Genomic DNA, 19,149 nt, shown 5'->3' on the forward strand with positions numbered 1-19,149 from the left:
GCGAACCCGCGTCTAGGAATTGATCGGAATCGTGCACGCCGAGGAGCCTACTCGCGCGACGAAACGGCTCAACGCCGCCGGGATCGCCGCCGGATGCAGGTGCAGATACGACGCGTGGACCGCCTCGGTGACCACGCCGTCGGTGGCCGGCCGCCCCTCGGCATCGCGCCATGCCCAGGCCGGCGTCGCCGCCTCACCTGCGTGCACGGTGCTGCGATGGAATTCGTGCCCGGTGACGCGCTCCCCGGCCCCGAACAGCACCGAGTCGGCCACGGCCACGGCGTCGCGGTATCCGAGCGTGAGCCGCGGCCCGAAGCTGCCGGCGACGTCGAGGACACCGCTCATCGGACGGCCGTCGAGATGATCGGCGAGGTAGACCAGGCCCGCGCACTCGGCGTGGATCGGACGGCCCGCCGCGACATGCGCCCGCAGGTCGGCGCGCAGTTCATGGTTGGCGCCGAGCTCTTCGGCGTGCTCCTCCGGGAAGCCGCCGCCGATCACGACGCCGGCGGTGCCCGGGGGCAGGCGGTCGGACAGCGGGTCGAAGGCGACGACCTCGGCCCCCGCGGCACGCAGCATCTCGGCGTGTTCGGTGTAGCCGAAGGTGAACGCGGCTCCCCCGGCGACCGCGACGACCGGGCGCGGGTGCGGATGCGGAACGCCGTCGTCGGGCGCGAAGGGCGCGAGTGCGTCGGCCGCCGACCAGGGTGCGGCGTCGGGAACCCGACGCTGCCGGGCGGCGGCCACGATCGCCGGCAGGTCGAGGGCGTCGCGCAGGTGATCGGTCATCGAGGCGACGGCGGCGACCGCGTCGGCGCTGCGCTCGGCCGCGGGGATGAGTCCGAGGTGCCGGGAGGGCACGGTCAGCGACGGGTCGCGGCGCAACACGCCGAACACCGGAACGCCGACGCGCGCGCACGCCTGACGCAGCACCATCTCGTGCCGCGGCGAGCCGACCCGGTTGAGGATCACGCCGGCGATGTGCACCGACGAGTCATAGGACAGGAACCCGTGCAGGACCGCGGCGAGCGACTGACTGTGCCCGCCGGCGTCGACGACCAGCACGACGGGCGCACCGAGTACCGCCGCGACATGTGCGGTCGAGCCGACACCCAGCGGGTCGGAGGCGCTGCCGAGCACGTCGCCGGTGATCCGGCCGTCGAACAGGCCCATCACGCCTTCGACGACAGCGATGTCGGCCCCCGCGGCGCCGTGGGCGAACAGCGGCGCGATCAGGTCCTCGCCCACCAGGTTGGGATCCAGGTTGCGGCCGGGACGCCCCGCGGCGACAGCGTGATAGCCGGGGTCGATGTAGTCCGGACCCACCTTGAACGGCGCCACCCGATGCCCGGCCGCGCGCAGCGCGCCGATCAGTCCGGTAGTCACCGTCGTCTTGCCGCTGCCCGACGACGGGGCCGCGATCACCACCGCCGGAGTCGTCGTCCCGGGCACGGTCACCACTCGATGCCTTTCTGTCCCTTGCGTCCGACGTCCATCGGATGGGCGATCTTGCGCATCTCGGTGACGAGATCCGCGGTGTCGACGAGCTTCTGCGGCGCGCGGCGACCGGTGATGACCACGTGCTGGCGTCCGGGGCGTCGGGCGAGCGTCTCGATGACCTCGTCGGTGTCGACCCAGCCCCAGTCGAGCGGATACGTGAACTCGTCGAGGACGTAGAAGTCGTGTTCGCCTGCGTCGAGCCGACGGGCGATCTCGGCCCAGCCTGCGTGTGCCGCGGCGGCGTGGTCATCAGCGTGGTCGGTGTTTGCCCGCAGCCACGACCACCCCTGGCCCATCTTGTGCCACTCCACCGGGCCGCCCGCACCGGTGTCGGTGTGGCACTGCCCGAGAGCGAGCAGCGCCGACTCCTCCCCGACCTTCCACTTGGCGCTCTTCACGAACTGGAAGACCGCGACTCGCATACCGGCGTTCCAGGCACGCATGGCCATGCCGAAGGCGGCGGTGGACTTCCCCTTGCCGTCACCGGTATGGACGGCCAGCACGGGCTGGTTCCGACGCTGGCGGGTGGTCAGGCCGTCATCGGGAACCGAAGCGGGAACCCCTTGGGGCACTGGATGTCTCCTTCGTAGCCGGATTCAGGCCGCGCCGCGGGTCAGTGCGGTCGCGGACAGCTGGTCCATGGTCAGCAACTCGGCGCCGAGGTGTCCGGCGAGGTCGGCGGCGAGGCCGAGCCGGACCATCCCCTGCTCGCAGTCGACGACCACCGACTCGATGCCCCGGCGGCGGATCGCCGAGGCCGCGAGCCGCGCCCGTGCCGGGGCATCCCGGCCGGAGGTGGCGCGACCGTCGGTGAGGACCACGAGGAGCGGCCGGCGGTTCGGCTCGGTGCGGCGACAACGTTCGACGACGTCGCCGGCCAGGGCCAGCCCCTCGGCAAGTGGCGTCCGGCCGCCCGTGCGGATCTCGGCGAGGCGGCGCACCGCGATGTCCACCGACTTGGTGGGCGGTACGGCCAGCGTCGCGGTACCTCCGCGTGCGACGATCACGGCGACCCGGTCGCGACGCGTGTAGGAATCCCGCAGCATCTCGACGCACAGTTCCGCGACCGCGGTGAGCCGGCGGCGGGCGGTCATCGATCCGCTCAGGTCCACCACGAAGACGACGAGGTTCGACTCCTGGCCGATGCGCTCGGCGGAGCGCAGGTCGGGTGCGGCGATCCGGACGGACGACCGCGGTGCCCGGCCCGCTGCGGCGAGGATGGTGGCGAACAGGTGCACCGGCCGGCCGGCCTCGAAGTCGACGGCGTGGGTCGTGTGGCCGCGCCTGCTGCGCGCCTTCGACCGGCGGCCGGGGTCGCCGTCTCCCACCCCGGTCACGCGGAGCGCACGCACCCGCCGCCCCGTCGGCGTCGGGGCGGCACCGAAGGCCGGTCCGGGGGCCGCCTGCGGTCGGGACTCCGATTCCGCTTGTGCATCGGCGCTTTCCGGAGTCAAAGCGGAGTCCGAGGACTCCCCCGGCTCCGGCGCACCCCCACCCGGTCCGCCTTCCGGTGGTGTCGGGTCGTCGTCCGGGGAGTCGGGCGTCTCGGGGCCGGCGGCGTCCTGGCCGGCCGACATCGCGTCGTCGAGCTGGTCGTTCGAGAGACCGGATTCGTCGAAGGGGTTGCGGCGCCTGCGGTGCGGCAGGGCGAGTTCGACGGCGGCCCGCACGTCCACCTCGGCCACCGTCATGACCCCGCGCCAGGCCGCGTGTGCGGCGGCGGTGCGCGCGACGACGATGTCGCCGCGGAGTCCGTCGACGTCGAGGTGGGCGCAGATTCCGGCGATGCGGCGCAGCTCGCGGGTCGGGACCTCGACCCCGTTCACCGCTTCCCGCGCCGCGTGAATCCGCTGTGCCAGATCGTGTTCGGCCTCGGCGTACTCGGTCGCGAACGCGTTCGGGTCGGCGTCGAACGCCATCCGCCGCCGGACGACCTCGACGCGTTCGTCGAGATCCTTTCCCGCGGCGACGTCGACCGCGAGCCCGAAGCGGTCGAGCAGCTGCGGGCGCAGCTCCCCCTCCTCCGGGTTCATGGTGCCGACGAGCACGAAATCCGCTGCCTGCGTATGGGATACACCGTCACGCTCGATGGTGACGCGCCCACTCGCGGCGGCATCGAGCAGGACGTCGACGAGATGGTCGGCGAGCAGGTTGACCTCGTCGATGTAGAGGACGCCCCGATGGGCGCGGGCGAGCAGCCCGGGGGTGAACTCCGCACGACCGTCTCGCAGTACGGAGGTGAGATCGAGGGAACCGATCACGCGGTCCTCGGTCGCACCGATCGGCAGTTCGACGACACGCCCGGAGCCATCGTCGTCGCCGATCAACGGACCGAGCCCGCGCACGATGGTGGACTTGGCCGTGCCCTTCTCACCGCGGATCAGGACGCCGCCGATGCTCGGCGAGATGGCGGAGAGGACCAGGGCCAGCTTGAGCTGTTCCTGTCCGACGACCGCGCTGAACGGATAGCGGACCGGGGCCGGTTCCGGGACGTCGGTCATCGCGGGCCGGATCGGAGCATGGACACGTGCGGGATCCCGTCTTCGAGGTACTCGTCGCCCTCGGCGACGAAACCGAACTTGCCGTACATCTCGGTGAGGTAGGCCTGCGCCTCGATCCGGCAGGGGTGGTCCCCGACCTCGTCGAGCGCGACCGTGAGGAGTCGGGCAACCAGGCCCCGGCCACGATGTGCGCGTGCCGTGCAGGCACGCCCGATCCGGTAGACGGTCCCGCCGTCCGCACCCGGCGGCTCCTCGAGGAGGCGCAGGGTCGCCAGCACGGCGTCGTCGTCGGGTTCACCGCTCTCGGTGATCCAGAACTGACGTGTCGTCGGCTCGAGATCACGACCGTCGATCTCCGGGTAGGGGCAGGCCTGCTCCACGACGAACACGTCGACCCGGAGCCGCAGGATCCGGTACAGCGTGGCCGCGTCGATCTCGGCAGATGTACTGCGGTGTACCTGCGGGCGCCGGTCGTGCTGCGGTTCAGGACTCATGTGTCGTGGTTAGCACAGTTGACCGCCCAGGATCACCCCGCGGTGGCGGGGGCGAGCGCGTCGGTCTGCACGGTGCTCGCGTCGCGACCGGTCAGCCGCAGGGACTTGTTGGTCCAGTCCCACACCTGTCGGTACAGGTCACGGTTGCCGTTGAGCTTCTGACCGAACGACGGGATGATCTCGGTGAGCTTCGGCGACCAGCCGGCGTATTCGGCCGGGAAGCACTTCTCGAGCACCGAGAGCATCGCGGGGACGGCGGTCGACGCGCCCGGCGACGCACCGAGCAGGCCGGACATGGTGCCGTCCTCGGAGGTCACGACCGCGGTACCGAACTCGAGCTTGCCGCCGACGCCGGTCTTGCGGATGACCTGGACGCGCTGACCGGCGGTGATGAGCTCCCAGTCGGCACCGAGCGCACGCGGCACGAACTCCGACAGCGTGTTGACGCGGTCGGCCTTGTTCGCGGCGAGCTCGCTGATGAGGTACTTGAGCAGACCGAACTCCTGCGGCGCGATCGACACCATCGGCAGCAGGTTCCCCGGCTTGATCGAGGCGGGGAGGTCGGTGATCTTGCCCGACTTGAGGAACTTGGGCGACCAGCCGGCGTACGGGCCGAACAGCAGGCCCGGCTTGTGGTTGATCACCCGGGTGTCGAGGTGCGGCACCGACATCGGCGGCGCGCCGACGGCGGCCTGACCGTAGACCTTGGCCTGGTGCTCGCCGATGAGGTCGGGGTTGGTGCAGCGGAAGAATTCGCCGGAGACCGGGAAGCCGCCGAAGCCCTTGGCCTCCTTGATGCCCGATTTCTGCAGCAGGTGCAGCGCACCGCCGCCGGCGCCGACGAAGACGAACTTCGCGTGGACCTTCAGGACGTCGCCGGTGCGCCCGTTGCGGACCTTGACGATCCAGCTGCCGTCGGACTGCTTGGACAGGTTGGTCACCGAGTGACCGAAGTAGATGTCGGCGCCCTGCGCGACGTAGTTGAGCAGCTGCTGGGTCAGCGCACCGAAGTCGACGTCGGTGCCCTGGTCGAACCAGTTCAGCGCGACCGGGTCGGAGAAGTCGCGACCGGCCGACATCAGCGGGAGACGCTTGGTGAACTCGGCCGGGTCGTCGATGAACTCCATGCCTTCGAACAGGGTCTGGCCCGCGAGGTTGTCGTAGCGCTTGCGCAGGTACTTCACGCCGGCGTCGCCGTGGGTGAAGGCGACGTGCGGGATCGGGTTGATGAACTCCGAGGGATCGCCGAGGATGCCCTGGTCGACCGCGTGGGCCCAGAACTGGCGCGACACCTGGAACTGCTCGTTGATGTTGAGCGCCTTGGTGATGTCGACGTCGCCGTCGGCGGTCTTGGGCGTGTAGTTGAGCTCACACAGCGCCGAGTGTCCGGTGCCCGCGTTGTTCCAGGGATCGCTGCTCTCGGCGGCAGCGGCGTCGAGCCGTTCGAACAGGCTGATCGACCAATCGGGCTGCAGCTGACGGAGGAGAGCTCCCAGGGTGGCACTCATGATGCCTGCACCCACCAAAGCCACGTCGGTCTTGATCACCGTTTTCGACACCTGGACTCCACTTCAAGCTGATCAACGATCTTTTCATCGGCCATTGTCCAGCATGGCACGTTCTGTCACAGAATCGACCTGCTCAACTGTGGTTTCCGTGACACTTCCGCGGCACCCCCTGCCCGAGCCGAGGGGTCACTAAGCTGGCTGCTGTGAGCGTATCCGCAGGCACCGGCTGGCAACCCGACCGCTTCCTGGACCACTATCAACTCCGCACCATCCCGCTGGGCGACGATCCGGACGGGGAATCACCCGTCACCGCGACGCTGATCCGCCGCGCCGAGGCGGGTGCGCGGATCGACGGCCCCCGGCCCCTGGCCGGTGCGGTGCTCTATGTCCACGGCTTCACCGACTACTTCTTCCACGAGCCGCTGGCCGATTTCTTCACCGCCCGCGGTTACGCGTTCTACGCGATCGACCTGCGTAAGTGCGGACGGTCGCGGGAGGACCACCACACCGCCCACTTCACGACCGATCTCGCCCGGTACGACGAGGAACTGGGCCTCGCGCTCGAGCTGATCGCCGAGGAGGTGGGTGCCGACACCCGCATGATCATCGCCGGCCACTCGACGGGCGGGCTGATCACCGCGCTGTGGCTCGACCGCCTGCGTGAGCAGGACCCGGCCCGGCACCGGCTCGTCGACGGCCTGCTGCTCAACTCACCCTGGCTGGACCTCCAGGGTGACGCGGTCCTGCGGACGCTGCCGGTGACGATGCTGATCAAGGCGGTGGCCGCGGTGCAGCCGACCCGGGTGATCCCGCAGGAGCTCTCCTCGGCCTACGGCGAGAGCCTCCACGAGAGTGCGCACGGTGAGTGGAGCTATGACCTGGCCCTCAAACCGATGGGCGGCTTTCCGGTCACCTTCGGTTTCCTGAACGCCGTCCGCAACGGGCAGCGGCGGCTGCACCGCGGCATCGACGTCGGGACGCCGACACTCGTGTTGCGTTCGGACAAGACCCATTTCGCGAAGGCCTACTCGCCGTCGACCGATCGTGCCGACGCCGTCCTCGACGTCCGCCAGATCGCCCGCTGGAGCGGATGTCTCGGCGGGCGCGTGTCGACCGTCCCCATCCCCGACGCCCGCCACGACGTCTTCCTCTCCGTGGCCCGGGCCCGTGAGCACGCCTACCGCGAGGTCGACGACTGGCTCACCCACACCATCCGGCCCGCGACCGAGAACTCGGAAACCAGCAGAAAAGAGAGCACCCTATGACCGCCACGCAGGTCGTCGACCTGGCCATCATCGGCTCCGGCAGCGGCAACTCCATCCCCGACGAGCGCTACGCCGAGAAGACGATCGCCATCTTCGAGGAAGGCGTGTACGGCGGCACCTGCCTCAACGTCGGCTGCATCCCGACCAAGATGTTCGTCTACGCGGCGGAGGTCGCCGAGATCGCCACGCAGGGCGCACGTCTCGGGGTGCACGCCAAGGTCGACTCGGTGGACTGGCCCGGCATCGTCGAGCGTGTCTTCGGGCGGATCGACCCGATCTCGCAGGGCGGCAAGGAATATCGCGTCGACCGGTGCGAGAACATCACCGTCTACAGCTCCCATGTCGAGTTCGACGGCCGGGACGAGGACGGCCTCTACCGTCTCGTCACCGCCGACGGCGCAACGGTTCTCGCCCGTGAGGCCGTCCTGGCCGCCGGCTCGCGCGCGGTCATCCCACCGATCATCGCCGATTCCGGCGTGACGTACTACACCAACAACGACGTGATGCGTCTGCCGGAACTGCCCGAGCGACTCGTCATCGTCGGAAGCGGTTACATCGCAGCTGAATTCGCGCACGTGTTCGGCGCTCTCGGCTCCCGGGTGTCGATCATCGCCCGCGGCCCCGCGCTGTTGCGCAAGCAGGATGCCGACATCTCGAACCGTTTCACCGAGGTGGCCAAGGAGAAGTGGGACGTCCACCTCGACACCGGCATCACCGGTGCGGAGGACCTGCCCGACGGCGGTGTCCGCCTGCAGTTCGACGACGGGACGCACCTCGAGGCCGACGTCCTGCTCGTCGCCACCGGCCGTAAACCCAACGGCGACCGCCTCAATCTCTCCTCGGTCGGCATCGAACTCGACGAGGATGGCCGGGTGCGCTGCGACACCCACGGCCGGACCGCCGCGCGCGGGGTGTGGACGCTCGGTGACGTCAGCTCGCCGTACCAGCTCAAGCACGTCGCCAACCACGAGGAGCGGGTGGTGCAGGCCAACCTGCTGAAGGGTTGGGACGCAGCCGATCTCGTCGAGTTCGACCACCGGTTCGTTCCGGCGGCCGTCTTCACGCACCCGCAGATCGCCTCGGTCGGGCTGACCGAGGACGAGGCCCGCGACGCCGGGTACGACATCACGGTCAAGGTCCAGGCCTACGGCGACGTCGCCTACGGCTGGGCGATGGAGGACACCACCGGCTTCTGCAAGGTGATCGCCGAACGCGGCACCGGCAAGATCCTCGGCACGCACATCATCGGCCCGCAGGCCCCGACCGTGATCCAGCCGGTCATCCAGGCGATGTCCTTCGGGCAGACCGCGCTCGAGGTCGCCCGTGGCCAGTACTGGATCCACCCGGCGATGCCCGAGGTCCTCGAGAACGCGCTGCTCGGGCTGGAGATCTAGGGCCGCCCCCGAACCCGACCTAGAACAGGGCCGACCGCAGGGCGATCTCGCTGGCGAGGGCTGCGGGAGCGTTCTGCGGGATCCAGTGGTCGACGCCCGCGAGTTCGCAGAACCGGAAGTCGGAGTAGGCGTATCGGCCACTGCCCTCTGCCTGCTCACGACCGAGCGCGGCGTCGGCGTCACTCCAGACGAGGGTCGTGGGGATCTCCACCGGCGGGCACGCCATGGTGCCCTTGATGTCGCCGACGAAGTTGGCGCGGTACCAGTTCAGAGCGGCCCTGAGTGCGCCCGGTTCGCGCAGCGGGGCGAGTTCCTCGGCGGTGACCCCGGCCGCGCGCAGCTTCGCACCATCGTCGGCGAGAAGTGTCTCCTCGGCGCCGTCGGCGACGAAATCCAGGATGTAGGAGGACCGTTCGCGCTGATCACTCGCCGCGAGCGCATCCCGCATCGCCGACGGGTGGCCGGTGCTCGCGACGACCAGACCGGTGAACCGGTCGGGGTACTTGCCCGCGAGATGCCAGGCGACGATGCCGCCCCAGTCGTGTCCGACGAGAATCGCGTACCCGATCTTCAGTTCGTCGAGCACGGCGATCACGTCCGACACCAGGCGGCTGAGGTGATAGTCCTCGACGGCCTCGGGTCGCGCGCCCGGGCTGTAGCCGCGCTGGTTCAGGACCAGCGTCCGCAGGCCCGATTCGTGGAGTCGCGGGAGCACCGCGTCGTAGCAGGAACCGTCCACCGGGAATCCGTGAAGCAGCAGGACCCACGGGCCCCGATCCGGTCCCCCGATCCGGACGTCGAAGGTGAGGCCGTTGACTGTCACCTGACGCTGATCTTCAGTCATTGGGCCACGATAGCGTCTGCGCCGAACCGGCGTTGAGGTCCACGTGGTGGCGGATGACCGGCGCGGAGGCGGGCGGCCCGTTCTCGATGAGATGCATCACCGCGTCCATGTCGAGGTGCTCGCCGACCAGGTCTGCCATGGTGTCGACCTGACGCCGCCGGATCGCCTCCACCACGGTGTCGCCCGCGACCCGGAAGTCCCGCACACCGGCCTCGGCGGCCACCTCGGTGAGCAGACGACGCCGGAAGGCGTCGTTGGCCAGCAGTCCGTGCCAGTGCGTCCCACGGACCGCACCTCGCACCGCGCCTTCGGGTCCCGCGGCGTCGTCGACGATCCAGGCGTCCTCCCGCGACCCGACGACCCGCCCGTGGTGGATCTCGTAGCCGCTGATCACCTCTCCCCCGCGGCCGGTACCGCCGACCTGCCGCAACGTCTTCTCGGCGGCGAAGGAGATGTCGAGATCGAACACGCCGAGGCCGTCGACGCGGCCGCGGCCGGATTCGATCACGTCGTCGATGGTGCGAGCCATCATCTGGAAACCACCGCAGATGGCGACCACCGGGGCGCCCCGGGCCGCGCGGGCGATGACCGCCTCGGCAAGCCCGCGGTCGCGCATCCAGGCGAGGTCGGAGACCGTGGCACGGGTTCCGGGGATCACCACCAGGTCGGCGGCGGCGACGCTGCCCGGGTCGTCGACCCAGGTCACGTCGACCCCCGGTTCGCAGGCGAGCGCTTCGACGTCGGTGGAGTTGGAGATGCGGGGCAACCGGATCGCGGCGACGCGGAGCCGCGCCCCCGGGCCGCACCTGTCCGTCGGCGGTCCGACCCGCCGGCCCACAGGCGCGGCCAGGGAGTCCTCGGCGTCGAGCCAGAGATCGTCGGAGAACGGCAGGACGCCAAGGGTCGGGCGGCCGGTGATCGCCTCGACCTGCTGCAGCCCGGGTTCGAGGATGGTCGGGTCGCCCCGGAACTTGTTGACGACGTAACCCGCGATCAGCGCCTGGTCGGCGGGGTCGAGGATCGCGGTGGTGCCGAACAGCGAGGCCAGGGAGCCACCGCGATCGATGTCGGTCACCAACAGCACCGGAAGGCGCGCCGCCTGCGCGAGCCCCATGTTGGCGATGTCGTTGTGGCGGAGGTTGATCTCGGCAACCGATCCCGCCCCCTCGCAGAGCACGACGTCGAAGTCACGGCGGAGCGAGGCGAGCTCTTCGGCGACGACCTCCCTCAGCCGGGCCCGCCAGGCCAGATAGTCCCGGGCACCGACGTCACCGGCCGGGCGCCCGCGCAGCACGACGTGGGAGCGACGATCGCTTCCGGGTTTCAGCAGGACGGGATTGAACCGCGTCGAGGGTTCGAGTCCGCAGGCGAAGGCCTGCAGGGCCTGGGCGCGGCCGATCTCCCCGCCGTCGAGGGTCACCACCGAGTTGTTCGACATGTTCTGTGCCTTGAACGGCGCGACCCGGATGCCGTCGCGCGCAAGCGCGCGGCACAGACCTGCGACGACGAGGCTCTTGCCGGCGTCACTACTGGTCCCGCCCACGAGCAACGCCCCACCGAGATCGGCCACCACGACAGCGTAGTGGCTGGGTCGTTCACACGACGCACCACTTGCCTCGTGGGCCGCTCCGGCTGGTTACAGTGACGACACCGCCTGCGAGGGCGTGGTCGGGAAGACCTGTGCGAGCGGGTCGGGACAAGGGGGTCGTCGGGCGTGGAGACAGTGGAACCCGGCTCGACGTTCGCCGGGTATCGCGTGATCTCCCTGTTGGGGCGCGGCGGGATGGGCCAGGTCTGGCTCGTCGAACATCCGACGCTGGGCCGTCGTGAGGCCCTGAAGATCATCTCGCCGAACCCGGCCGATCCGAGCTTCCACGAGCGGTTCCGCAACGAGGCCCGGACAGCGGCAGCCCTCGATCACCCGGGCATCGTCACCGTGTTCACCCACGGTGTCGAGAACGGCAGCCCGTGGTTCTCGATGACCTATCTCGACGGCAGGGACCTCACCGGCGCCGGCCCGATGCCCGTCGACGAGGTCGTCACGATCACCGGTCGCGTCGCCGACGCCCTCGACTACGCGCACGGTCAGCGGGTCATCCACCGCGATGTCAAACCCGCGAACATCGTCGTCGCCCGTGGGCCGGACGGCCGCATCACCCGGGTCACGGTCCTCGACTTCGGTATCGCTCGTCTCGTCGACGGCGACAAGATGACCGCGACCAACCTGTTCGTCGGCACGCTGGCCTACGCCGCCCCCGAATTGCTCACCGGAGAGGCCGCGATCCCCGCCTCGGACCAGTACGCACTGGCCTGCACCGTCTTCCAGCTGCTCACCGGCCGTCAGCCGTTCCCGGGCAGCACGCCGATGGCACTCATCTCGGGCCACGTGAACTCGCCCGTGCCCCGCCCGTCGGACCACGATCCGGCTCTGGCGCATCTCGATCCGGTTTTCGCCCGGGCGCTCGCCAAGCAACCCGGCGACCGGTTCGCATCGTGTACCGAGTTCGCGCGAGCACTCGAGCAGGCGGCGGCCGCGGGCCCGCGGCGCGCGGCACCCACCACCCCGGCCCCGGCGTTCCCGCCACGGATTCCGCAACACCCCCCGTTCCAGCCGCACATCCCGCATCAACCGCCCACCCCGGCCCCGGTCTTCGCCGGCGGCTTCGCCCCGCCACCGCCGACGAAGCGAACCGGGCTCTTCGTGGGTGTCGGCGCAGGTGTCCTCGTCCTCGTCCTCGCGCTCGTGATCACCGCGATCGTCCTGGTCGGCTCCGACGACGCCCCGGCGACCCCGGCTTCCGGGGCCTCGACATCGACGAGCTCGTCGGCCGGATCGAGCGGTGCCACACCGGGTTCGGGCGGCGACGTCGAGTCCATCGCCTCGAGCGGCGACAGCACCTGCGCGGTGCGGGGCGGCGAGCTGTTCTGCTGGGGCGGCAACCAGTACGGCACCCTCGGCGACGGTTCGACGACGGACCGGGCGCGCCCGGCAAAGGTTTCCGGCCTCGACGACGTGTCGGCGGTCGGCATGGGCGGCCTCGGCAGAACCTGTGCGATCGCCGCGGGCGACCTCTACTGCTGGGGCCAGGGCGCCGGACAGACCGGCCAGAACGTCACGCTGCCGACCAAGGTGTCCGGTCTGACAAACGTCAGTGCCGTGGCCGTGGGCCTCACCACCTGCGCCATCAGCTCCGGCGACCTCTACTGCTGGGGAAACAACCTCAACGGGCAGACCGGTGCGGGCACCGACCCCACGGTCCCGACACCGACACGCGTCTCCGGTCTGTCGAACGTCACGGCGATCTCGACCTCGCACACGACGACTTGCGCCATCGCGTCGGGCTCCGCGTACTGCTGGGGGAACAACGCCGACGGGCAGGTCGGCGACGGCACCACCACCAATCGGCCGACCCCGACCAAGGTCGACCTGGACTCCCCCACCTCGATCTCCACGAGTCTCTACTCGACGTGCGCGGTGGCGAACGGTTCCGGCGGCTCCTCGGGGACCGTGTTCTGCTGGGGCGAGAACGGTTCCGGCCAGCTCGGCGACGGCACCGAGGTCAGCCGGCAGCGACCGACGCCGATCGACGTCCGGGGCGCGACACAGGTCTCCACCACTGGTTATGCCGCCTGCGCCGCGGCGCGCGGTTCCGCATACTGCTGGGGTTCACGGAGCGCGCTCCCCGACCATGCCCCGGACCGGATCAACGGGCTGTCGGACGTCACCGAGGTGACCACCGGCTCGGCCAACGTGTGTGCGGTTGCCGGCTCCGACATGTACTGCTGGGGGCTCAACGGCAAGGGTCAGCTCGGCAACGGCACCACGACGACGAGCAACGAGCCGCAACCTGTGCGCTTCCCCGCCTAGTCGTACAGAAAGCCGATCAGGCGTCCGGCAGGGTGAGGATCTCCGCGCCGTCCTCGGTGACCACGAGGGTGTGTTCGAACTGCGCGGTCCACTTTCGGTCGGCGGTCACGACGGTCCAACCGTCGTCCCACATCTCCCAGGCGAGGCCGCCGAGATTGATCATCGGCTCGATGGTGAACACCATGCCGGGTTCGAGAACGGTGTCGACGTTCGGCTCGTCATAGTGCAGCACGACCAGCCCGTTGTGGAAGGTCTCACCGATGCCGTGCCCGGTGAAGTCGCGGACGACGCTGTAGCCGAAGCGATTCGCGTACGCCTCGATGACGCGTCCGACGACGTTGAGTTCGCGTCCCGGCTTGACCGCCTTGATCGCCCGCTCGGTGGCGGTACGGGTGCGCTCGACGAGGTCGACGACCTCCTGCTCGACGTCCCCGGCGAGGAAGGTCGCGTTGGTGTCGCCGTGGACGCCGTCGATGTAGGCCGTGACATCGATGTTGACGATGTCGCCGTCGGCGATGACGGTCGAGTCCGGGATGCCGTGACAGATCACCTCGTTGAGCGAGGTGCAGCAGGACTTGGGGAAGTCCTTGTAGCCCAGCGTCGACGGGTAGGCGCCGTGGTCGACCATGTACTCGTGCGCGATCCGGTCCAGTTCATCGGTCGTCACGCCGGGTGCGACGGCCTTGCCGGCCTCGGCGAGCGCATTCGCGGCGATCTTGCCTGCGAGGCGCATCTTCTCGATGGTCTCCGGCGTCTGCACCCAGGGTTCGTGGCCCTCGTTGACGGTGGGTTTCCACACATATTCCGGCCGCTCGATGGAGTCGGGCACGGTCCGGATCGGCGTCGGGGTACCGGGGGTCAGGGCACTGCGAACTGGCATGCGAACCACTTTATCCGCCCGTCCGCGGAGGACCGGCGCGCGGACGGCAAGCCCGCGACAACTAAGCTCGCCCTAAGACTTCCACGCCACTGGGCGTCGGAAACCGATTCGAAGGTGGTGACGGTGGGCGCGTCGATCAGATCGGTGCGGGCCTTGCTGGTGGTGGTCCTCACCATGGTGACCGTCTCGGCGTGCTTCGTCACCCCGATCGAACAGGACCGGCACTCCCCCGGTGCGCACCTGCGCAACGGGCCGCAGACGGCCGCCCTCGACGGAAACGACGTGACACCCGTCGCCGACGATCCGAGATCGGCACTGCCGGTCACCGTCGATTCCGTTCGCTACGGACCGGTGACCGTGACCGACACCAGCCGGATCATCGCCGTCGACGTCAGCGGCACCCTCGGCAGCATCGTCTTCGCTCTCGGCATGGGCTCGCGGGTCGTCGGCCGCGACACCTCGACGGCCTTCCCGTCCGCGGTCGGACTCCCGGTGGTGACGAACCGCGGGCACAGCCTCAACCCCGAATCCGTTCTGGCCCTCGCCCCGACGGTCCTGCTGGTCAGCGAGTCGACGGTACCGGTGACCGCGGTGGACCAGATCCGCGACTCCGGGGTCACCGTCGTGGTGTTCCCCGCCACTCGCGACCTCGCGTCCAACGACACGTTGATGCGGTCGGTCGCCAAGGCACTCGGCGTTCCCGAGGCGGGTGAGAAGCTCGTCGACCGTACCGATGCGCAGATCGAGGCGGCCCGCGATCTCGTCCCCGACCCCTCCGGCGACCCGACGATGGCCTTCCTCTACATCCGCGGCCGCAATCTGCTGCTCCTCGCCGGTCCCGGTTCGGGCGCCGACGATCTGATCGCCGAACTCGGCGGCCGGGACGCCGGCGAGGCGGCCCAGCTCACCGGCGCGTTCACCGCCGTCACCGCCGAGTCGATGATCACCGCCGACCCCGACGTCCTCATCGTCATGACCCAGGGCGCCGACACCGTCGGCGGACCCGACGGGGTGCTGACTCTTCCCGGGATCGCCGACACCGAGGCGGGCCGCAACCGCCGCGTCGTCCAGATGGACGAGAGCAAGATCCTGGCCTTCGGTCCCGACGTCGGACTCGTCCTCTCTGCGCTGGCGAAGGCGATCTACACGTGAGCATCCCGACCGCCGAGACCAAGGCCGAGACCGCAGCACCCGTGACCGCCCGGTCGCACCGGACGCGCAACACCGTCGTCGTCGTCGTGATGCTTCTCGCGACCGCGGCGCTCGCGATCGTCTCCGCCGGGATCGGCCAGGTGGAGATCCCACCGCTGGAGGTGCTCGGCAGCATCGCGCACCACTTCCACCTGGAGATCGGACCGCTGCCCGCACATCCCAACGGCGAAGGGGCGCTCTGGAACGTCCGGTTCCCGCGCATCGTGCTCGGACTGTTCGTCGGCGCCGCACTCGGCGCCGCGGGGTGCCTGCTGCAGGGCGTCCTCGCCAATCCGCTCGCCGAGCCGAGCATCATCGGGGTGTCCTCCGGGGCGGCCATCGGCGCCTGCCTGGTCATCGTCCTCGCCGGTGGTTCGGCGGGAGCCGGTGGGGCCGCCGGGAACTGGGCGCTGGCCGGCGCGGCCTTCCTCTTCGGACTCGTCACCGCCGCCGCGGTCTACCTGCTCTCCCTGCGTGACGGGTCGTCGTCGGCGATCATGCTGGTGCTGACCGGGATCGCGGTCAACGCCTTCGCCGCGGGCGTCATCGCCTTCCTGACCTTCGTCGCCACCACCGCCGCCCGCGAGCAGATCATCTTCTGGCAGCTCGGTTCGCTGGCCGGCCGCACCTGGAGCGAGATCTGGGTGGTGGCGCCACTCGTGGTCGTGGGCGTCGCCGCCTGCGTACTGCTGGTCCACAAACTCGACCTGCTCGCCCTCGGTGAGATCCAGGCGGCGTCGCTCGGCGTCAACGTGGAATCGGTTCGACGGCAGGCGATCGTGCTGACCGCGATCCTGACCGCCGCGGCCGTCGCCTTCGCCGGGATCATTGCCTTCGTCGGCCTCGTGGTCCCGCACGTGATGCGACTCATCGTCGGCCCCAAACACTCGATCCTGCTGCCCACCAGCGTGATCGGTGGCGCGCTCGTCATCACCGGCGCCGACCTCGCGGCCCGCACGATGGTCGGCGACGCCGACCTGCCCCTCGGCATGTTCACCGCACTGATCGGCGGGCCGGTGTTCTTCATCCTGCTGCGCCGCAGCCGTCGCGCGGGGGCGGGCTGGTGACCGCCGAGACGATTGCGACGACACCGGGCATCGTCGCCGAGGACGTCCGGGTCGAACTCGGCGGCCGCGAGGTCGTCCGCGGGGTCTCCCTCGAGGTCCACCCCAGCGAACTCGTGGCGCTGGTCGGCCCGAACGGCTGCGGTAAGTCGACGCTGCTGTCGGCGCTGTCGGGCACGCGGAAGCCGCAGGGTGGGCGCGTGACGATCGACGGCCGGGACGTCGCCAGCACCTCGCTGCGTGAACTCGCACGGCACCGCAGCGTGGTCACCCAGCAGAACCGCGTGGACACCCCGTTCACCGTCGCCGAGGTCGTCGCCATGGGGCGCTACCCCTGGTTGCGTACCCCCCGGGCCGCCGAGTCCCCCGCGGTCATCGCCGACGCCGTCGAACTGTGCGAACTCGCCGACATCATCGACCGCCCCTTCGCTCAGTTGTCCGGCGGACAGCAGGCCCGGGTGTCGCTGGCGCGCGCACTGGCCCAGGACACCCCGGTCATGATGCTCGACGAGCCGACCGCCGCCCTCGACATCCACCACCAGGAGCAGGTCCTCGAGATCCTGCGCATCCACCGCGACGCCGGAAACGCCGTGCTGCTCGTCGTGCACGACCTGACCCTCGCGGCCGCCTACGCCGACCGCATCGCGGTGATGAAACACGGTGAGCTGCTGGCCGTCGGTCCTACCGACGAGGTGATGACGGCCGAACTGCTGACGCACACCTACGACCACCCGGTCGAGGTCATCGACCACGGCGGGCGCCGGGTGATCCTCCCCGAACGCTCAACCCGTTGATCGAGCTCAGCGGACCGCGTACCCCGGACCCAGCCCGTCGAAGAAGTCGCGGGTGACAGCGACCGCGTTGTTCGAATCGCCGCCGCGGACGACGAGCGTCGCGAAGGCGATGTCGCCGCGGTAACCGGCGAACCAGGCGTGTGAACCGCCGGCGAACTCGGCCTCACCGGTCTTACCGAACACCGCTCCGCGCCCGTCGATCACCGACGCGGTACCGCTGGTGATCACCGCGCGCATCATCGGCCGCAGCTGCTGGTAGACCTCCGGCGGCATCGTCGGGGTCGGCCCCTCGATCTCGGTGGGCTTGTCCAGGATCAGTTGCGGCACCGGAGCTTTGGAACCGTTGGCGACGGTCGCGGCGACGAGCGCCAGGCCGAGGGGCGAGACGAGCACCTTGCCCTGCCCGAAGCCGTCCTCGCTGCGTGCGACCAGTTCGTTCTCGATGGGTACCGACCCGGACACCGCGTCGAGGCCGGCGATCGAGTACCGCTGACCGATCCCCATCGCCGCGGCGGTGTGCGCGAGGTCCGAGGGACCCATCTGGCTGGCGAGCTTGGCGAACGTGGTGTTGCAGGACGCGGCGAACGCCTGCAGCATCGACACGGTGCCGAGTGAGAAGCCGTTGTAGTTCGGGATCAGTCGCGGACCGATCTGGATCTCGCCGGGGCATCCGACGGTGGTATCGGGTCCGGCCATCTTGCGATTGATGGCGGCCGCCGCGGTGACCATCTTGAAGGTCGAGCCAGGCGGATACAGGCCGGTCGTCGCAATCGGGCCCTGCCGATCGGCATTGGGATTCTGTGCGACGGCGAGGATTCGGCCGGTGGACGGCTGCACGACGACCATCGCGACCTGGAACCTGTTGGCGGCGTTGACAGCTCGTTGTGCCGCGTTCTGTACGGTCCGCGACAGGCTGAGCGACACCGCGGGCGACGGGTCGGCGTCGTGGTCGGCGAGCACGTCGGCGTCGAGTCCGTTGGGGTTCACCGAGACCACCCGCCATCCGGCCCGTCCGGCGACCTCGCCGTCGACGACCTTCTTGACCTCGGTCAGCAGAGCCGGCGCGAACTTCGGGTCCTTGGGGACCAGCTCGGCCTGTTCGTTGGTGACGACGCCGGGGATCGCGAGCTGGTCCCGCAACCTGTCGAACTGGGCATGGGTGAGGCGGGCCAGCGGATACTGCTGGCCGTTCGAGGTGACCTGTTCGGTGATCAGCTGCTCGTCGAGGTCACGGTTGAAGCGACGCAGCACGGCGACCGCGCTCGTGACCGAGGCCGCGACCGAGGCTCCCTGCTCGGTGGCCTTCTCCGGGTCGAAGTTCACGCCGACGACGGTGCCGTTGACCATGACCTCCGAACCGTCGGCCTCGTTCACCGTCGCGCGGGGCGCCTCGATGATCTGCAGCGAGAGTCGTTGGTCCGCGCCGAGTTTCGGATGGACCGCGGTCGACGCCCAGCGCACCGCCCAACCGGCGTCGGATCGGCCCAGGCGGAGTGTCGCGTCGTACGACCAGTCGCGGCCGCGCGGCAGGGCCCAGGTGTAGTCGACCTCCACCTCGGCGGTGTCACCGGTGACCCGAACCCGGCCGGCCTTCGCCTCGAGTTCCTCGGCGGCGAGTCCCGACCACGCCGACTCCATCGCCGAGCGGGAAGTCTGAGGTACGTCGGTGAGGGCGGCCGCGGCGTCGAGTTCCTGTTGCGAGTACGCCTCGAGGAATCGTTCGGCAGCCCGGCGCGGGCCGTCGTCCTCCGAGGACGAGCAGGCGGCGGTCGCGGTGATCACGACAGCACTGACCGCGACGATCACCGCCGGGGTCCATCGAGTTCGCGTGCGCCACATCGCGGTC

General features: G+C 69.9%; 15 protein-coding genes. 6 read left to right on the top strand and 9 right to left on the bottom strand.

Features of this window, described 5'->3' with window-relative positions:
• Positions 1-12: 12 nt before the first annotated feature.
• From RVF83_RS20320 to mqo, 5 genes are read right to left on the bottom strand one after another with little or no spacing between them, the layout of a single operon-like run.
• Positions 13-1,461 carry a cobyrinate a,c-diamide synthase gene (locus RVF83_RS20320; RefSeq protein ID WP_005199022.1) on the bottom strand — a complete coding sequence of 483 codons (1,449 nt, stop codon included), beginning with the start codon at positions 1,459-1,461 and terminating at the stop codon, positions 13-15.
• Complete coding sequence (gene cobO, locus RVF83_RS20325) at positions 1,455-2,072, bottom strand: cob(I)yrinic acid a,c-diamide adenosyltransferase (protein ID WP_005199021.1); 618 nt, start codon at positions 2,070-2,072, stop codon at positions 1,455-1,457. Before cobO ends, RVF83_RS20320 begins: the two co-directional genes overlap by 7 nt.
• Before the next feature lie 24 nt (positions 2,073-2,096).
• Positions 2,097-4,001, bottom strand: a complete 1,905-nt coding sequence (locus RVF83_RS20330; RefSeq protein ID WP_005199020.1) for a VWA domain-containing protein — start codon at positions 3,999-4,001, stop codon at positions 2,097-2,099.
• Positions 3,998-4,495 (bottom strand): GNAT family N-acetyltransferase, encoded by a 498-nt coding sequence (locus tag RVF83_RS20335; RefSeq protein WP_005199019.1) that lies wholly within the window; start codon positions 4,493-4,495, stop codon positions 3,998-4,000. The genes RVF83_RS20330 and RVF83_RS20335 overlap by 4 nt, the downstream gene beginning before the upstream one ends.
• A 32-nt stretch (positions 4,496-4,527) precedes the next feature.
• A complete protein-coding gene (gene mqo / locus RVF83_RS20340; RefSeq protein ID WP_005199018.1) occupies positions 4,528-6,054 on the bottom strand; it encodes a malate dehydrogenase (quinone) in 1,527 nt (508 codons plus the stop codon).
• A 152-nt stretch (positions 6,055-6,206) separates the two neighbouring features.
• Here mqo and RVF83_RS20345 point away from each other — a divergent pair, with 152 nt between their 5' ends.
• The gene (locus RVF83_RS20345) at positions 6,207-7,268 is read left to right on the top strand and encodes an alpha/beta hydrolase (RefSeq protein WP_005199017.1); all 1,062 of its coding nucleotides are present in this window, start codon (positions 6,207-6,209) and stop codon (positions 7,266-7,268) included.
• Positions 7,265-8,662: a mycothione reductase gene (gene mtr, locus RVF83_RS20350; protein ID WP_005199016.1), complete on the top strand. Its 1,398-nt coding sequence runs from the start codon at positions 7,265-7,267 to the stop codon at positions 8,660-8,662. The genes RVF83_RS20345 and mtr overlap by 4 nt, the downstream gene beginning before the upstream one ends.
• A 19-nt stretch (positions 8,663-8,681) precedes the next feature.
• Here the strand turns inward: mtr and RVF83_RS20355 are convergent, their stop codons facing one another.
• Both RVF83_RS20355 and RVF83_RS20360 read right to left on the bottom strand, forming a co-directional pair.
• Positions 8,682-9,485: an alpha/beta fold hydrolase gene (locus RVF83_RS20355; protein ID WP_005199015.1), complete on the bottom strand. Its 804-nt coding sequence runs from the start codon at positions 9,483-9,485 to the stop codon at positions 8,682-8,684.
• A gap of 13 nt (positions 9,486-9,498) precedes the next feature.
• Complete coding sequence (locus RVF83_RS20360) at positions 9,499-11,079, bottom strand: cobyric acid synthase (protein WP_039880535.1); 1,581 nt, start codon at positions 11,077-11,079, stop codon at positions 9,499-9,501.
• 141 nt (positions 11,080-11,220) lie between these two features.
• Between RVF83_RS20360 and RVF83_RS20365 the strand changes: the two genes are divergently transcribed.
• Entirely contained in the window at positions 11,221-13,374 is a 2,154-nt protein-coding gene (locus tag RVF83_RS20365; protein WP_005199013.1) for a protein kinase domain-containing protein, read from the top strand.
• A gap of 16 nt (positions 13,375-13,390) precedes the next feature.
• Here RVF83_RS20365 and map read toward each other — a convergent pair whose 3' ends face one another.
• Positions 13,391-14,254, bottom strand: coding sequence for a type I methionyl aminopeptidase (gene map, locus RVF83_RS20370; protein WP_005199012.1), 864 nt, complete (start codon positions 14,252-14,254; stop codon positions 13,391-13,393).
• 174 nt (positions 14,255-14,428) lie between these two features.
• On the opposite strand from map, the gene RVF83_RS20375 reads away from it, so the two are divergent.
• From RVF83_RS20375 to RVF83_RS20385, 3 genes are read left to right on the top strand one after another with little or no spacing between them, the layout of a single operon-like run.
• On the top strand, positions 14,429-15,406 hold the full coding sequence (locus RVF83_RS20375; protein ID WP_051989303.1) for a heme/hemin ABC transporter substrate-binding protein: 978 nt from the start codon (positions 14,429-14,431) through the stop codon (positions 15,404-15,406).
• Positions 15,403-16,512: a FecCD family ABC transporter permease gene (locus RVF83_RS20380; protein ID WP_005199009.1), complete on the top strand. Its 1,110-nt coding sequence runs from the start codon at positions 15,403-15,405 to the stop codon at positions 16,510-16,512. Before RVF83_RS20375 ends, RVF83_RS20380 begins: the two co-directional genes overlap by 4 nt.
• On the top strand, positions 16,509-17,303 hold the full coding sequence (locus RVF83_RS20385) for a heme ABC transporter ATP-binding protein (protein ID WP_005199008.1): 795 nt from the start codon (positions 16,509-16,511) through the stop codon (positions 17,301-17,303). Before RVF83_RS20380 ends, RVF83_RS20385 begins: the two co-directional genes overlap by 4 nt.
• Before the next feature lie 6 nt (positions 17,304-17,309).
• Here the strand turns inward: RVF83_RS20385 and RVF83_RS20390 are convergent, their stop codons facing one another.
• Positions 17,310-19,142: a penicillin-binding transpeptidase domain-containing protein gene (locus RVF83_RS20390; RefSeq protein WP_039880531.1), complete on the bottom strand. Its 1,833-nt coding sequence runs from the start codon at positions 19,140-19,142 to the stop codon at positions 17,310-17,312.
• Positions 19,143-19,149 lie beyond the last annotated feature (7 nt).

Origin of the sequence: Gordonia rubripertincta (genome assembly GCF_038024875.1) — a bacterium.
In the GTDB taxonomy this organism is placed as follows: domain Bacteria; phylum Actinomycetota; class Actinomycetes; order Mycobacteriales; family Mycobacteriaceae; genus Gordonia; species Gordonia rubripertincta.

Coding starts and splice junctions, on each gene's coding strand:
- RVF83_RS20330 (WP_005199020.1), bottom strand. CDS start 4,001: ATGACCGACGTCCCGGAACCGGCCCCGGTCCGCTATCCGTTCAGCGCG.
- RVF83_RS20335 (WP_005199019.1), bottom strand. CDS start 4,495: ATGAGTCCTGAACCGCAGCACGACCGGCGCCCGCAGGTACACCGCAGT.
- mtr (WP_005199016.1), top strand. CDS start 7,265: ATGACCGCCACGCAGGTCGTCGACCTGGCCATCATCGGCTCCGGCAGC.
- map (WP_005199012.1), bottom strand. CDS start 14,254: ATGCCAGTTCGCAGTGCCCTGACCCCCGGTACCCCGACGCCGATCCGG.
- RVF83_RS20375 (WP_051989303.1), top strand. CDS start 14,429: ATGGTGACCGTCTCGGCGTGCTTCGTCACCCCGATCGAACAGGACCGG.
- RVF83_RS20390 (WP_039880531.1), bottom strand. CDS start 19,142: ATGTGGCGCACGCGAACTCGATGGACCCCGGCGGTGATCGTCGCGGTC.